14 protein-coding genes are annotated in these 15,208 nt (G+C 64.3%); 10 read left to right on the top strand and 4 right to left on the bottom strand.

Features of this window, described 5'->3' with window-relative positions; all coding sequences use genetic code 11:
- Position 1: 1 nt before the first annotated feature.
- Entirely contained in the window at positions 2-1,123 is a 1,122-nt protein-coding gene (locus ACSSNI_RS15980; RefSeq protein ID WP_102837185.1) for a Re/Si-specific NAD(P)(+) transhydrogenase subunit alpha, read from the bottom strand.
- Between the two features lie 522 nt (positions 1,124-1,645).
- On the opposite strand from ACSSNI_RS15980, the gene gspE reads away from it, so the two are divergent.
- From gspE to ACSSNI_RS15935, 9 genes are all read left to right on the top strand, one after another.
- Positions 1,646-3,157, top strand: coding sequence for a type II secretion system ATPase GspE (gene gspE / locus ACSSNI_RS15975; protein ID WP_200640382.1), 1,512 nt, complete (start codon positions 1,646-1,648; stop codon positions 3,155-3,157).
- A 158-nt stretch (positions 3,158-3,315) separates the two neighbouring features.
- Positions 3,316-4,530 carry a GspF family T2SS innner membrane protein variant XcpS gene (gene xcpS, locus ACSSNI_RS15970; protein WP_200640385.1) on the top strand — a complete coding sequence of 405 codons (1,215 nt, stop codon included), beginning with the start codon at positions 3,316-3,318 and terminating at the stop codon, positions 4,528-4,530.
- Positions 4,531-4,535: 5 nt separating this feature from the next.
- Positions 4,536-4,970: a type II secretion system major pseudopilin GspG gene (gene gspG, locus ACSSNI_RS15965; protein WP_159969382.1), complete on the top strand. Its 435-nt coding sequence runs from the start codon at positions 4,536-4,538 to the stop codon at positions 4,968-4,970.
- Positions 4,971-4,973: 3 nt separating this feature from the next.
- Positions 4,974-5,549: a type II secretion system minor pseudopilin GspH gene (gene gspH, locus ACSSNI_RS15960; protein WP_200640387.1), complete on the top strand. Its 576-nt coding sequence runs from the start codon at positions 4,974-4,976 to the stop codon at positions 5,547-5,549.
- Positions 5,546-5,953, top strand: a complete 408-nt coding sequence (gene gspI, locus ACSSNI_RS15955; RefSeq protein ID WP_200640389.1) for a type II secretion system minor pseudopilin GspI — start codon at positions 5,546-5,548, stop codon at positions 5,951-5,953. The genes gspH and gspI overlap by 4 nt, the downstream gene beginning before the upstream one ends.
- Positions 5,950-6,666: a type II secretion system minor pseudopilin GspJ gene (gene gspJ / locus ACSSNI_RS15950; RefSeq protein WP_200640391.1), complete on the top strand. Its 717-nt coding sequence runs from the start codon at positions 5,950-5,952 to the stop codon at positions 6,664-6,666. The genes gspI and gspJ overlap by 4 nt, the downstream gene beginning before the upstream one ends.
- Positions 6,663-7,646, top strand: a complete 984-nt coding sequence (gspK, locus tag ACSSNI_RS15945) for a type II secretion system minor pseudopilin GspK (protein WP_200640393.1) — start codon at positions 6,663-6,665, stop codon at positions 7,644-7,646. Before gspJ ends, gspK begins: the two co-directional genes overlap by 4 nt.
- Positions 7,647-7,649: 3 nt before the next feature.
- Positions 7,650-8,792 (top strand): type II secretion system protein GspL, encoded by a 1,143-nt coding sequence (gspL, locus tag ACSSNI_RS15940; RefSeq protein ID WP_200640395.1) that lies wholly within the window; start codon positions 7,650-7,652, stop codon positions 8,790-8,792.
- Positions 8,789-9,301 carry a type II secretion system protein M gene (locus ACSSNI_RS15935; protein ID WP_200640398.1) on the top strand — a complete coding sequence of 171 codons (513 nt, stop codon included), beginning with the start codon at positions 8,789-8,791 and terminating at the stop codon, positions 9,299-9,301. Before gspL ends, ACSSNI_RS15935 begins: the two co-directional genes overlap by 4 nt.
- Before the next feature lie 72 nt (positions 9,302-9,373).
- Here ACSSNI_RS15935 and ACSSNI_RS15930 read toward each other — a convergent pair whose 3' ends face one another.
- The 3 genes from ACSSNI_RS15930 to ACSSNI_RS15920 form a co-directional block, all read right to left on the bottom strand.
- Positions 9,374-10,777 (bottom strand): aminoacyl-tRNA deacylase and HDOD domain-containing protein, encoded by a 1,404-nt coding sequence (locus ACSSNI_RS15930; RefSeq protein ID WP_200640400.1) that lies wholly within the window; start codon positions 10,775-10,777, stop codon positions 9,374-9,376.
- A gap of 75 nt (positions 10,778-10,852) precedes the next feature.
- Positions 10,853-12,928: an ATP-dependent DNA helicase RecG gene (gene recG / locus ACSSNI_RS15925; RefSeq protein WP_200640402.1), complete on the bottom strand. Its 2,076-nt coding sequence runs from the start codon at positions 12,926-12,928 to the stop codon at positions 10,853-10,855.
- 4 nt (positions 12,929-12,932) lie between these two features.
- Complete coding sequence (locus ACSSNI_RS15920) at positions 12,933-13,853, bottom strand: hydrogen peroxide-inducible genes activator (RefSeq protein ID WP_102837173.1); 921 nt, start codon at positions 13,851-13,853, stop codon at positions 12,933-12,935.
- 167 nt (positions 13,854-14,020) lie between these two features.
- On the opposite strand from ACSSNI_RS15920, the gene ACSSNI_RS15915 reads away from it, so the two are divergent.
- Positions 14,021-14,881: a Rossmann-fold NAD(P)-binding domain-containing protein gene (locus ACSSNI_RS15915; RefSeq protein WP_200640404.1), complete on the top strand. Its 861-nt coding sequence runs from the start codon at positions 14,021-14,023 to the stop codon at positions 14,879-14,881.
- Positions 14,882-15,208 lie beyond the last annotated feature (327 nt).

The raw sequence follows: 15,208 nt of genomic DNA, 5'->3' as shown, positions 1-15,208 counted from the left end.
CTTAACCGTTGGTGCGCACGACCTGGCCGTCGCGGCACATCAGGCACGCGGCGACGATGTCGTCTTCGAGATTGAGCTGGAACTTGGCTTCGCCATCGATCACCAGCTTGAGGAAGTCCAGCAGGTTGCGTGCGTATAGCGCCGAGGCATCCGCCGGCACGTGCGTCGCCAGGTTGGTGTAGCCAACCAGGGTCACGCCGTGCTTGACCACCACCTGATCGGCTTCGGTCAATGGACAGTTACCGCCCTGAGAGGCGGCGAGGTCGATCACCACCGAGCCGGGCTTCATCTGCTGCACGGTTTCTTCCTGCAACAGCGTCGGCGCCTTGCGGCCCGGAATCAGCGCAGTGGTGATGATGATGTCGGCCTGCTTGGCACGTTCGTGCACGGCCTGCGCCTGACGCGCCATCCAGCTGGCCGGCATCGGCCGGGCATAGCCGCCAACACCTTCGGCGCATTCGCGCTCTTCGTCGGTTTCGCAGGGCACATCAACGAACTTGGCGCCGAGCGATTCGATCTGCTCCTTCACCGCCGGACGTACGTCCGAGGCTTCGATGACCGCGCCCAAGCGCTTGGCCGTGGCAATGGCCTGCAGACCCGCTACACCGGCACCGAGGATCAGCACCCGTGCGGCTTTCACCGTACCGGCGGCGGTCATCAGCATCGGCATGAAGCGCGGGTACTGGTTGGCGGCAACCATCACCGCCTTGTAGCCGGCGATGTTGGCCTGCGAGGAGAGCACGTCGAGGCTTTGCGCGCGCGAGGTGCGCGGCGCGGCTTCCAGGGCGAAGGCGGTGATCCCGCGTTCGGCCATGCGTGCGATGTTTTCATTGTCGAAGGGATTGAGCATGCCGACCAAGACCGTGCCTGGCTGCATCTGCGCCAGTTCGGTTTCGCTCGGTGCGTTCACCTTCAGCAGGATCTCTGCTGCGAACGCCGCAGCGGCATCGGCGATGGTTGCGCCTGCCGCTTCGAAGGCACTGTCCGGAACACTGGCCTGTACGCCAGCTCCGCTCTGCACCGTCACCCGATGCCCTTGCCCGATCAGCTTCTTGATGGTTTCCGGTGTCGCGGCAACGCGCGTTTCACCGGGCCTGGTTTCGAGAGGAACACCAATGTGCATTGTTCTTGTTCTCCTGCTTGATCGTAACCAGCGTGCTGCGCGGTAACCCGGCTATCGCAACGCTGGCGTTACTTTTCGCCCGGCCACTGCGGATGGCGGCTGGGTGTGAATCGGCTAACGGGCCCCTGCACTTGCCGGTTTGCCTGCTGCGGCGCGGCATTCTGCAAGGGCTATGGAAATCAAACAACTGTTTTAATCTGAACGCAACGGCGGATGTTCGTTCACGTCGTGACCATTAGGTTGCTTTGTATCGCTGCAGGCTGCGTCGGTATTGGGTTCGACCTTCGTCTAAGGTTCTGTACTCGGTTATGCGCGGCGCAATCATGAATGACGGACCATAGACGTTGTATTCGTCGGCGGGCTTGTCTGTATGCGACCTTGGTGCCGGTCGGCGCGGCGCATGTGCAAAAAAAATCGGATCAGTGCCTGTAATGTCATGGATTCCCTGTAGTCCAATGCATTTGGTTGCGCTGGCTTCGGAATGCCGACGACGTTCGATCGCATTACTCATGAGAAATTCACATGGCCGATCTAGACGTGAATGAAATGATCCTGATGGAGGAATCGCAGCCCAGGCGGCTGCCGTTCGCTTTCGCTCGCCGCCACGGCGTGCTTCTGCTGGAGCGCCCGGAGGGCCTGCGTTTGTGCGCCCGTGAAGGTGCGCCGCTGACCGCTGTGCAGGAGGCCCAGCGTGTCGCCGGTGGTCCGTTGGCGATGCAATGGCTGGCGCAGGATGAATTCGAGCAGGCCCTGAGTGCGGCCTATCAGCACGACTCCTCCGCTGCGATGCAGATGGTCGAAGGCCTCGGCGATGATATGGACCTGCACAGCCTGGCTGATCAGATCCAGGAAACCGAGGATCTGCTGGAACAGGAAGATGACGCCCCGATCATTCGCCTGATCAACGCCATCCTGGGCGAGGCGATCAAGGAGAACGCCTCCGATATCCATGTTGAAACCTTCGAAAAACGTCTGGTCATTCGCTTTCGTATCGACGGCATCCTGCGAGAGGTTGTGCAGCCCAAGCGAGAGCTGGCGGCGCTGCTGGTGTCGCGGATCAAGGTCATGGCGCGGCTGGATATTGCCGAGAAGCGCATCCCGCAGGATGGGCGCATTTCCCTACGCGTCGGTGGTCGCGAAGTGGACATCCGTGTTTCGACGCTGCCTTCGGCCAATGGTGAGCGGGTTGTACTGCGTCTGCTGGACAAGCAGGCCGGCCGGCTCACGCTCCGCCATCTGGGCATGAGCGACCGTGATCGCAAGGTCATGGAGCAGGCCGTGCAAAAGCCGCACGGGATCATTCTCGTCACCGGCCCGACCGGCTCGGGTAAGACCACCACGCTGTACGCCAGTCTGGTCACGCTCAATGACCGTACGCGCAACATCCTCACCGTCGAGGATCCGATCGAATACAACCTGGAGGGCATCGGCCAGACCCAGGTCAACACCAAGGTCGACATGACCTTCGCGCGGGGCCTGCGCGCCATTTTGCGCCAGGACCCCGACGTGGTGATGGTCGGCGAGATCCGCGACCAGGAAACCGCCGACATGGCCGTGCAGGCTTCGCTCACCGGTCACCTGGTGCTCTCGACCCTGCACACCAACAGCGCCATCGGTGCGGTCACCCGCCTGGTGGACATGGGCGTCGAACCGTTCCTGATTTCCTCGTCGCTGCTTGGCGTACTGGCCCAACGCCTTGTCCGAGTGCTGTGTAATGACTGCAAACGCGCCTATGTCGCCGACGAGGCCGAGTGCGCGCTGTTCGGCCTCGACTCGAGCGAAGCCCCGACGCTGTACCACGCCGAAGGCTGCGACGTTTGTCGCCAGCTGGGCTACCGTGGGCGGACCGGCATCTACGAACTGGTGCTGTTCGACGACACCCTGCGCAGCATGATCCACACCCGCGCCGCCGAGCAGGACATGGTTCGCCATGCCCGCCGTCTGGGCCCGAGCATCCGCGATGACGGTCTGCGTAAGGTACGAGAGGGCGTGACCACCATCGAAGAAGTGTTGCGCGTGACGCGCGAGGAATAAGCGCATGAGCAGACCGGCAGGAGGACCGCAGCCCAGGCCATGATCAGCTCTGAATACATCCCCAGTGCCCACGGCGGCGTTGGGCAGGCGACCTCCCCGAGGCGCTTTTGCCTGAACGGCTGTGCACTGCCGCGCCTGACTGCAACGGCTGAGCGCTGATGGCAGCTTTCGAATACATCGCCCTGGACCCGCGTGGTCGCGAGCAGAAGGGCCTGATCGAGGCGGACAGCGCACGCCAGGCGCGGCAGCTGTTGCGCGAGAAGCAATGGTCGCCACTGGACGTCAAGCAGGCCAAGGCCAAGGAGGACACTGGCGGGGGCGGCTTCGCCTTTGGCCGCGGGCTGTCGGCGCGAGACCTGGCGCTGGTGACCCGGCAGCTGGCGACCCTGGTGCAGGCGGCGTTGCCTATCGAGGAAGCGTTGCGTGCGGCGGCGGCACAGTCGTCGTCCCAGAAGATCAAGTCGATGCTGCTGGCCGTCCGGGCGCGGGTGATGGAAGGGCATAGCCTGGCGGGCTCGCTGCGCGAATATCCCTCGGCGTTCCCCGAGCTTTACCGCGCCACCGTCGCGGCGGGCGAACATGCTGGTCACCTCGGGCTGGTGCTCGATCAGCTGGCCGATTACACCGACCAGCGCCAGCAGTCGCGGCAGAAGATTCAACTGGCGCTGCTGTACCCGGTGATCCTGCTGGTGGCCTCGCTGGCCATCGTGGTGTTGCTGCTGGGCTATGTGGTGCCGGATGTGGTGAAGGTGTTCGTCAACACCGGGCAGGCACTGCCGGCCCTGACCACAGGGCTGATCGCGGTGAGCGAAGTGGTGCAGAACTGGGGTTGGCTGATGCTCATTGGCATCGTGGCCGCCGCCCTGGCCATGCGCCAAGCGCTGCGTGATGAGAAGATCAAGCGCCGCTGGCATGCCTTCATCCTTCGGATTCCGCTGGTGGGGCGGCTGGCGCGGGCGACCAACACCGCGCGTTTCGCCTCGACGCTGGCAATCCTCACGCGCAGCGGTGTGCCGCTGGTGGATGCGCTGGGGATCGCCGCGGCGGTGATCGCCAATCTGCGCATTCGTGACAAGGTCATCGAGGCGGCGCAGCGCGTGCGCGAAGGCGGCAGCCTGACCCGCGCGCTGGACGCGACGGGCGAGTTTCCGCCGATGATGCTGCACATGATCGCCAGCGGCGAGAAATCCGGCGAGCTGGATCAGATGCTGGCGCGCACCGCGCGTAACCAGGAGAACGATCTGGCCGCACAGATTTCGCTGATGGTGGGACTTTTCGAACCCTTCATGCTGGTGTTCATGGGGGCTGTGGTATTGGTAATCGTGCTGGCGATCCTGCTGCCGATCCTTTCTCTCAATCAACTGGTGGGCTAGTGAGAATGACGTTGAACAGTCGCAAACAGGGTGGCTTCACCCTTATCGAAATCATGGTCGTGGTGGTGATCCTGGGGATTCTTGCCGCGCTGGTGGTGCCGCAGGTGATGAACCGCCCGGATCAGGCCAAGGTCACCGTGGCCAAGGGCGATATCAAGGCCATCGGCGCTGCCCTCGACATGTACAAACTGGATAACTACGCCTATCCCAGCACCCAGCAGGGGCTGGATGCGCTGGTGGAGAAGCCGGGCGGCAATCCGCAGCCGAAGAACTGGAACCGCGACGGCTACCTCAAGCGTGTGCCGAAGGATCCATGGGGTAACGAATACCAGTACCTGTCGCCCGGCACCCAAGGCCAGTACGACCTGTATTCCTATGGTGCTGACGGCAAGCAGGGCGGCTCCGACCTGAACGCGGACATCGGTAACTGGGACCTCTGATCCATGCCCCAGGCGCGCCGGGAAGGCGGCTTCACGCTGATCGAGCTGCTGGTGGTGATCGTCATCCTTGGCGGCCTAGTGGGCCTGGCCGTGCTGTCGACCGGCAACACCAGCTCATCGCGTGAGATCCGCGGCGAAGCGCAACGCGTAGCCACCCTCATCAGCCTGATGGCCGACGAAGCCGTCCTCGATAGCCGCGAATACGGCCTGCTGTTCGACCGGGACGGTTATCGGGCGATGAGCTACGACGAAGCCGATGCGCGTTGGCGCGATGTTGGTGATCGCGAAGCGCACCAGGCGCCCGAGTGGATGCGCTTGGAGCTGGAGCTCGACGGCACGCCGCTGCAACTGGTCGCCCCGGTCAAGCGCGAGGATGACCCGGCGGGCCTGTCCGATGATGAAGACCGTGAGCGGCGGCGTGCCCTCCGCGTGCAGCCGCAGCTGCTGATTCTCTCCAGTGGCGAGCTATCCCCGTTCACCCTGACCCTGTCTGACCAGCGTCCCGGAGGGAGCCGCTGGACGGTGTCCAGCGATGGCTTCCGGATGCCGCGTGCTGAACCGTTGGAGCAGCGTCGATGAACCCCTCCCCGGCGCGTTCGAGCGGTTTCACCCTGCTTGAGGTGCTGGTGGCGTTGGCGATATTTGCCATTGTCGCGGCGGTGGTGTTGACGGCGGCCGGCCGCAGCGTGAGCAATGCCGGGCGACTGGAAGCGCTGACCCTGGCCGGCTGGATCGCCGATAACCGCCTCACCGAGCTGCAGTTGCAACAACCGGCACCGAGCGTTGGCCGTGAAGATACCCGCCTGGAGTTTGGTGGGCGCCCATGGCAGACCCTGAGCGAAGTGGAAACCAGCGGTACGCCCGGTCTTCTGCGCATCCGCGTCTGGGTCGCGGCCGCCGAGCAACGGCGCGGTGGCGCGGTTGGCCCTATCGAAGAACGCGCGGTGACCAGTCTCACGGGCTTCGTTGGCGTCGACCCATGAGCATCCGCACGCGTCGCGCCATGGCGGGTTTCACGCTGCTTGAACTGTTGATAGCCATTGCGCTGTTCGCATTGTTGGGACTGGCGACCTACCGCATGCTCGAAGCGGTGATGCGCAGCGACGAAGTGGTCCGCGCACAGGAAGTCCAGTTGCGAGAACTGGGGCGCGCGATGTGGAGTCTGGAGCGGGACCTGATTCAGGCCATGCCGCGACCGGTGCGCGATGGCTACGGCGACGAGCAGAATGCTTTCATCGGCCAGATGGCCGGCGCTGCGGACGGCGTATCACTGGAGCTGACCCGCAGCGGCTGGCGTAACCCCACCGGTATGCGTAGGGCCAACCTGCAGCGGGTGCGCTGGCGGCTGGCTGGCGACACGCTGGAACGGGTCTACTGGGTCGTGCTCGACCGCGATGTGGACAGTGAGGCACGGGTGCAGCCCGTGCTCGATAACGTGCAGGCGCTGCGGCTGCGCTATCTGGACGCGGAGAACACCTGGCACGAGGAATGGCCTCCGTTCGAATTCGGACGTGGTAATCCCGAGGAACAGGCGAGGCGGTTGCCGCTAGCCGTGGAGGTCTCCATTGATCACCAGCGTTACGGCACCATCACCCGCCTGCTGCGGTTGCCGGACGGCCCGACCCCGGCACCGCAATTCATCCAGCCCGACTCCCAGGGCGTGCCGGAGCCTGGCGGCGTGGGAGAAATGCAATGAAAGCGCAGCGCGGCGTCGCGCTCATCACGGTGCTGTTGGTGGTCGCCATCGTCACGGTGATCTGTGCCGGAATGATTGCGCGTCAGCAGTTGTCGATCCGGGGCACCGGCAACCAGCTGCAGGCGCGCCAGGCCTGGCACTACGCACTGGGTGGCGAGGCGCTGGCGCAGACCCTGCTACGCCGCGATCTGCGGCTGTCTGGCGAGGGCACTGGGCAACCGGCAGTGGACCATCTGCTCGAAGCCTGGGCGCTGCCGCAACCCGCCTACGATCTCGATGAAGGCCAGGGGCAGGTTCAGGTAAGGATCGAGGACCTGGCCGGGCGCTTCAACCTCAACAGCCTGGTGCAGGAGCAGCAACCCAACGCGGCAGCGCTTGCCCAGTTTCGCCGGTTGCTGCTGCGCCTGCAGATCACCGAGCCCTATGGCGAGCGACTGGTGGACTGGCTCGACAGCGACCAGCAGCCCAGCGGGGAGTTTGGTGCAGAGGACAACGATTATCTGCTGCTCGACCCGCCCTATCGCACGGCGGGCCGGCGGCTGGAAGACCTCTCCGAACTGCGCTTGCTGCTCGGCATGCGTGACGAGGATTTTCAACGGCTGGCCCCCTACGTCACGGCGCTGCCGGCGGATACACCGCTTAACGTCAACACGGCCAGTGCCCTGGTGTTGTCCAGCCTTGCCGACAGTCTCAGTCCCAGCGCCGCCGAATCGCTGGTACAGACTCGTCAGGCTGCGCCGTTTCGAGACACGGCCAGTTTCATGGCGCAACCCGCGCTCAGCGGTGTCCAACTTCAAAGCACCAATCTCGCGGTGACCAGTCAATTCTTTCAGGCCATCAGCGAAGTGCGCCTGGCGGACCGCCGCCTGGCTCTGGTGAGCCGATTGCGGCGTGAGGACGACGGCGATGTCCGGGTGCTGCAACGCAACCTGGGACAGCCGTCAAGACTGCCCCGACCAACCAACGACGGAGATCGATAGCCGATGGACTGCCTGTTTCTGCCCGCTGACTGCGGCCCCCGGTTCGACCGCGACACCCGCGTCTACTGGCTGCCGGGCGAAGGCGAAGATGGCTGGATGCCGCTGGCGGAGGTCATCGAACGAGCGTCGGCGGCGGTAACGCTGGTGCTGCCGGCCGAGGTGTGCAGTGCGTTCGCAGTCAACCTGCCGACGCGCAAGGCACGCTGGGTCAATCAGGCGCTGGCCTACGCGGTGGAGGAGCTGCTGGCCGAGAGCGTCGATGATCTGCACCTGACCCATGGCGATGCGCTCGAAGACGGGCGGCGTCGGGTCATTGTCATCCGCCGACAACTGCTGGCCGACTGGCTGCAGGATCTCAAGACGCTGGGCCTGACCATCGTCGCGATCCACGTCGATGCCGACTTGCTGCCACGTGACGGCACCCAGCTGCTGTTCATCGAAGACCGCGCACTGCTCGGTGGCAGCCCGGAAGCCCGACTGGCCTTCGAGAGTACCCAATGGCCACATCTGGTCGGTCAGTGTCCCGCGCCACATCACGGGCACGGAACCCTGGATGTGGGGCCGGCTCCGCTGGACGACTACCAGCAACTTGACGAGCCCTATCGTTTTCTCGCGTCGGGGCGTGCCGCTGCGCTCAATCTTGCGCAGGGTGACTTCGCCATTCAGGCTGCGGGCAGCGGGCTGGGCCAATGGAAGCCGGTAATGATCGTGCTGGCGCTGGCGTTGGCCGTGCAGCTGGTGTTCAACCTGGTTCAGGCCTGGACACTGGAAAGCCAGGCCGAGCGCTATGCCGAGGCGAGTCGGGCGCTGTACACCGAGCTGTTTCCCGAGGACCGACGTATCGTCAATCTGCGCGCGCAGTTCGACGAACATATAGGCCAGAGCGCCGGTGCTTCGGCCGAGTTCATGCGCTTGCTGAATGAAGTGGCGCTGGCGTTGGCCGAGGGTATTCCGGTGTCGATCGGGCAGCTTGATTTCAACCAGGCCCGGGGTGATCTCGCGCTGCAGGTGCGCGCCAGCGATTTTGCCGCGCTCGAGCAGCTGCGTCAGCGCCTGGGCGAGACCGGGGAGAGTGTTCAGCTGGGCTCGGCCAGCCGTGACGGTGATGCCGTCAGCGCCCGAGTGGTGATTGGAGGCCGAGGATGAACCTTAGAGAACAGATGCGCGTGCGCCTGGCTGAATCGCCGCTATGGCTGCGCTGGCAACGTCTGCAGCCCCGCGAGCGCCTGTCGCTCAGCCTGCTTGGTGCCTTTTTGCTTGTGGTGCTGTTCTACCTGCTGCTTTGGGCGCCCGCTCAGCAGCGCGTGCGGGATGCGCAGGCTTACTTTCAGCAGGAGCGTGAGCTGCATGCCTACCTTGAACAGAACACTGAGCTGGCGCGGCAGATGTCACGCAGCAACCCGGTGTCGCTGGCGCCGGATCAATTGCAGGGATTGGTCACGCAAAGCGCCCAACAGAGCGGCCTGACCATCGAGAGTTTTGACTTCGGCAATGATGGCAGCCTGCAGGTCACGCTGCCGGGGGCATCCTATGGCGCGCTGTTGCGCTGGTTCGATGAGCTGCAGGCGGCAGGTGCGAGCCTCGCCGAAGTCAGTATCAGTCAGGTCGGGGAGGGGCTGGTGGATGCGCGGGTGAGCTTCCGTGCGGAAGGCTAGGTCGCCTTGCAACGGAAGCGATAGGCGAGGCCTGCGGCCGGCAGCGCCGGGAAAGGCGCTGCTGGCCAGGGCTCAGGGCGCTGGATGAATCTGCGTAGCCAAGGCGCGTAGCGCCGCTTCGGCGTCGAGAACCTTGTTTACCACGTCGTTTGCCTTCTCACGGCTCAGCCCGAGGCGATCGAACAGTTCCTGCGGAACCTCGCTGTAGGGACCGGACCCGATGCCGCGGTTACGCAACAGCTGAACGGCCAGGCAGACCAGGTTGGCATGCCCGGCGTGCTCGCCCTGATAGTGCGGGTCATGCTGGAAGCGCAGCGCTGTCGACAACTCGTCAGGCATCCCCCAGTAACGCATCAGCCAGGCACCGATCTGCTCACGGGTAATCCCCAGCAGGTGCTGTTCAATCACGCTGTGGCCGAGATGCGGGTTGACCTCCAGGTGTCGACAGATCAGCGAGAAATGCGGCGGAAAGACGTGCGCAAGCACCAGATAACCGAAGTTGTGCAGCAGCCCGGCCAGATAGCTGATGCCTGCCTCCGGTCGTTGAGTCCGCGGAATCGCGCGATTCAGCCCTTCGATGACCGCCGCGGTATAGATCGACTGCTGCCAGTAGGGCGTGGCTTGCTGCGGCTGGTCCTTGGGCAGGCTCAGGCTCTTGCCCAGTGCCAGGCCGAGCGCCAGGTTGATCACCAGGTCAAAACCGAGCACCCGGACGATGGCGTCTTCCACCGAGCGGATCTTGCCGGGCGCGGCGTAGTAGGGCGAAGCGGCCCAGCTGACCACTTGTGCGGCCAACGCCGGGTCGGTCTCGACCACGCCTGTGATGTCATCCACGGAGGCGTCCGGATCGACGCGCAGCTTGATGATCTTCTGTGCGGTCTGTGCCAGCGGAGGAATCTCGATGGTTTCTTCCAGCCGCTTTTGAATGCGCCGGGCAGTGAAGCTTTGCACCGCCTTGGTAATTTCCTCGCGGTCCTCCTCCGGACGGTCGAGGTTGGGCTGGATGGTGCTCAACGGAACGGCGAACTGGCCGGCGCTGGCTTTGCTGAGCAACTGCTTGAAATCGTGGCTGGCCATTTCCAGCAGCAGGCCGGGATGCCCGCTGTCGATGAATAGCGCAGGTTGCTGCAGCAGCCGCTCTTCATACAGGCAGGGTGAACTGGTCAGCGGCGGCAGGCCTGGCAGAACCTGCAGGCTGTGCTTGGAAAGCATGCGGGTCAGCCGATCCGGCTTGACCGCCAGCAGCTGACGGCCGGTGAGTTCCCCCACGCGGGAAAGATCAAGAAGATGGTCGCGCGGGAAAAGCACCAGCAGCGCACCGATGGCATCGTCGACCAGCACCGCTTGTATGCGCTGGGCGGGGTTCAGCTCAGGGCTGTCGTCGCATGTACGGTAGGGTAGCGCCAGCTTGTCCAGAAGCTGGACGATAAGCGCGGGTGGCGTAACTGAAGTAGTAGTATCAACAGCCGAGTTCATGAGCATGATCCGTCTTATTCCCATGCGGCGCAGTATAGCCTCATGCTTAGTGCGGTTAGGGTTTACCGACGAGCGTTAAACTTGGCCGTATTGCTGGCCATGACGCAGCCAGCGCTCTAGCAAGGGGCTTACATGCTGGGGCCAGCGTTCCAACAAAGCATGCGCTGCGTCGCGCACGGCAGGCAGCAGATCGGCATCACGCATCAGGTCGGCTACCTTGAACTGCAGCAGGCCGGTCTGACGGGTGCCGAGCATTTCGCCCGGGCCGCGCAATTCCAGATCCTTTTCCGCAATGATGAAGCCGTCGCAGGTCTCGCGCATGATCGCCAGACGTTCGCGGCCGATCTGCGACAGTGGCGGGTGATAGAGCAGCACGCAATGACTGGCCGCGCTGCCACGACCGACCCGCCCGCGCAGCTGGTGCAGCTGGGCGAGTCCAAGGCGCTCGGGATTTTCGATGATCATCAGGCTTGAGTTGGGCACGTCGACGCCCACTTCGATCACGGTAGTGGCGACCAGCAGCTGCAAGCGCCCTTCCTTGAACTCGGCCATCACCGCTGCTTTTTCGGCCGGCTTCATGCGACCGTGGATCAGCCCGACGTTCAGATTGCCGAGCGCGGCGGACAGGTCTTCAAAAGTGGTTTCCGCCGCCTGACAGGTCAGCTCCTCGGACTCCTCGATCAGGGTACAGACCCAATAGGCCTGGCGGCCTTCATTGCAGGCCGAGCGCACCCGCTCGATGACTTCCAGCCGGCGGCTGTCAGCGACCAGCACGGTATTGACCGGCGTACGACCGGGCGGCAGTTCGTCCAAGATCGAGGTGTCCAGATCGGCATAGGCGCTCATCGCCAGCGTCCGCGGAATGGGCGTCGCGGTCATGATCAGCTGGTGCGGGCAGAGCCGCCCCTCGACGCCCTTGCGCCGCAGCGCCAGCCGCTGCTGCACGCCGAAACGGTGTTGCTCGTCGATGATCACCAGCGCCAGGCGACGAAACTGCACCTCATCCTGAAACAGTGCGTGGGTGCCGACCACCATCGGGCAACCGGCCGCGATGCGCTCCAGCGCCGCGGCACGGGCCTTGCCCTTGAGTTTGCCGGCCAGCCAGGCGACTTCGATGCCGAGCGGCTCAAGCCATTTGCAGAAGGTGATGAAGTGCTGCTCGGCGAGAATTTCCGTCGGCGCCATCAAGGCGACCTGATAGCCCGCCTCAAGCGCTTGCAAGGCGGCGAGGGCCGCCACCACCGTCTTGCCGGCACCGACGTCGCCCTGTACCAGGCGCAACATGGGCTGGTCCTGAGCGAGGTCGTAGGCGATCTCGGCACCGACCCGCTGCTGCGCGCCGGTGGGTTGAAAGCCCAGGTTTTGCAGGTAACGCTGCGGCAGTTCGCGGGCAGCCGGCAGGGGCGGCGCGTGCTGAGCGCGGCTGCTTTCGCGCAGGCGTTGCATCGAAAGCTGGTGCGTCAGCAATTCCTCGAACGCCAGACGGTGCTGCGCCCAGTGGCGGCCTTCGGCAAGTTCTTCCTGATCGGCATCCGGCGGCGGCCGGTGCAGGTAGCGAATCGCCTCGTCCAGTTTGGCCAGGCGGTAATCACGGGTCAGCTCTTCGGGCAACCAATCGGGCAGGCTGTGCGGACCGAGCCGAGCCAGCGCCTGCGCGGTGAGTTGGCGCAGGCGCTGCTGGGTCAGGCCTTCGGTGGTCGGGTAGATCGGCGTCAGCGTCTGCTCGACCGCTACGGGCTCGCTGTCCGTGAGCGCACGGTATTCGGGATGGTAGATCTCCAGCCCCGACGCACCTGGTCGGGCCTCGCCATAACAGCGCACCTGGGTGCCGCGCTTGAGGGCTTCCTTCTGCGCCTGGCTGAAGTGGTAGAAGCGCAGGCTGAGGCTGCCGCTGCCATCGTGCAGGCGCACCAGCAGACTACGGCGCCGGCCCATCACCACATCGGCGCCGGTGACGGTGCCTTCGACTACGGCATCCTGTCCGGGCCGCAGCGCGCCGATGGGCACGATGCGGGTACGGTCCTGGTAGCGCAGGGGCAGGTGGAACAGCAGGTCCTGCAGGGTTTCCAGGCCGACCTTGGCGAGCTTTTCGGCCAGGGCTGCGCCGACGCCCTTGATTGCAGTCACCGGGACTGCCGCCAGCTCGCTCATCGCGTCAGGCTTTGTCGGCAGGCGGTTTCGCCACCGAGCACAGGCGGATCGAATCGGCCAGCACCTCTATCGCCCGTGGGCGGGGGAAGCTGGCGCGCCAGGCGATGGCCACCGTGCGGAACGGCACCGGCGGCGTCAGCGGACGGATGTCCAGCACGCCAGGGGAGTAGTGGTGGCTGTCGACCGCCGACAAGGGCAGGATCGACACGCCCAGCCCGGAGGCGACCATGTGGCGGATGGTTTCCAGCGACGAGGATTCCACCGTGGTGTGGCTCGGTGCCTCGCCCTTGCGCGTGGTCGGGCAGGCTTCGAGCACCTGATCGCGGAAGCAATGACCTTCACCCAGCAGCAGCAGGCTCTTGTCGTTGAGCATCTCGCTGTCGATGGTTTCCTTCTTCGTCCACGGATGCCCGGCAGGCATCAGCACATAGAAGGGCTCGTCATACAGCGGCAGGGTCAGCACATCAGCTTCCTGGAACGGCAGCGCGATGATGATCGCGTCCAGCTCGCCGGTGCGTAGCTTGTCGCGCAGGATATGGGTGAAGTTCTCTTCGATGTACAGGGGCATGTCCGGCGCCACGCGGTGCAGCTGCGGGATCAGGTGCGGGAACATGTAAGGGCCGACGGTATAGATGGCGCCGACCTTGAGCGGCGCGGCCAACTGATTCTTGCCGGCCTGAGCCAGCTCGCGAATGCTCTGCGCCTGCTCCAGCACCTTCTGCGCCTGGGTGACGATGCCTTCGCCAACTGGCGTCAGCCTAACCGCGCTTTTGGTCCGCTCGAAAATCAGGACGCCAAGCTCGTCTTCGAGCTTCTTCACGCCCACCGACAAGGTGGGCTGGCTGACGTGGCAACGTTCGGCAGCACGGCCGAAGTGGGATTCCTGGGCGAGCGTGACGATGTAGCGCAGTTCGGTCAGAGTCATAGGGTTATTCCATCAGAGTGCGGGCTAGCATAGCCTTTGCTCGTGTTCGAACCAACTGGCCAGCAGCCGTTCCCTTATTAAGTGATCAGCGTGAATCCTGCTGACAGCAGTACACTCATGAAAGGCGGGCCGAATCGATGGTCCGCATCGGTTATGGAGCAACCGCCATGGCAACTCGACCCTCTGTAATGATCGCCGGCTGCGGCGATGTCGGTATTCGCCTCGGCCTGCAGCTGAGCCGCGCGGGCTGGACGGTGTACGGTCTGCGTCGTCAGGCGGCGAGCCTGCCGGTACCGATCCTGCCGGTCCGTGGTGACCTCGCTTCGAGTGAGGTGCCGCGTGGCTGGCCCAACGGCAAGCTGGACTACCTGGTGTATGCCGCCTCGGCCAACCAGCACGACGAGCCCGGTTATCGGCAGGCCTACGTCGAGGGCCTGCGCCATGCGCTTGGCTGGCTGGAGCAGCGTGGCCAGCGGCCGAAGCGCGTTTTCTTTGTTTCCAGCACCGGTGTCTATGCGCAGAACGGGGGCGAGTGGATCGATGAGACTTCGGCCACCGAGCCCACCGGTTACACCGGCAAGGTCATGCTTGAAGCGGAACAGCTGGCGCTGGAATGCGGCTATCCGGCGACGCGGGTGCGCATGGCCGGGCTGTATGACCCGGTGCGGCCGTGGATGCAGAACCAGGTGCGCTCGGGTCTGCGGGTCGAGCGCGATCCGCCGCAATACAGCAACCGCATTCATCGTGATGATGCGGCCGCATTGCTCGCCTGTCTGCTGCAGACCGATCTGGCCAGTGGCGACCTGGAGGATTGCTACCTTGGCGTGGATGACGATCCGGCTCCCCTTCACGAAGTGGTCGACTGGTTGCGCGAGCGGCTGGGTGTCACCCAATGGTCCGAACAGACGATGACCCGTCGCGCCGGCAGCAAACGGTGCAGTAACGCCCGCGCCCGTGCGCTTGGGTGGGTGCCGCAATATTCCAGCTATCGCAACGGCTACGCCTCCATTCGCCCCGGCAAGGGCTGATCGATAGCAGCACTGGGCGTGATGGCGCGGCGATAAGCCCGCGCCGAGCGGCGTCATTCACCTTTGGTTCGCGAGCAAGCTCGCTCCTACAACAGCCAGAGGCGTCGTTCATGTTTTCAGTAGGAGGCAGCTCGCTCTCGGCAAGGGCAAAGGCGGCGGGGCGACGGTCGGCGAATCAGCCTCAACCCGGCGCAACAAAACGGCCGCGACGTCGTCTTTGGCTCAGAACCGCGCATGACAGTCCGTCGGCGATTCGCCCGGTTCGTTGTCATCTGCCGCAACTCTGCCGCCATCGTGCTTACTAAAAATCTGATAGCACGCACGCCG

This window comes from Stutzerimonas tianxiuensis, from assembly GCF_053470365.1.
The sequence above is the reverse complement of the archived record's forward strand: the minus strand, read 5'-3'. Positions and strand labels throughout refer to the sequence as shown.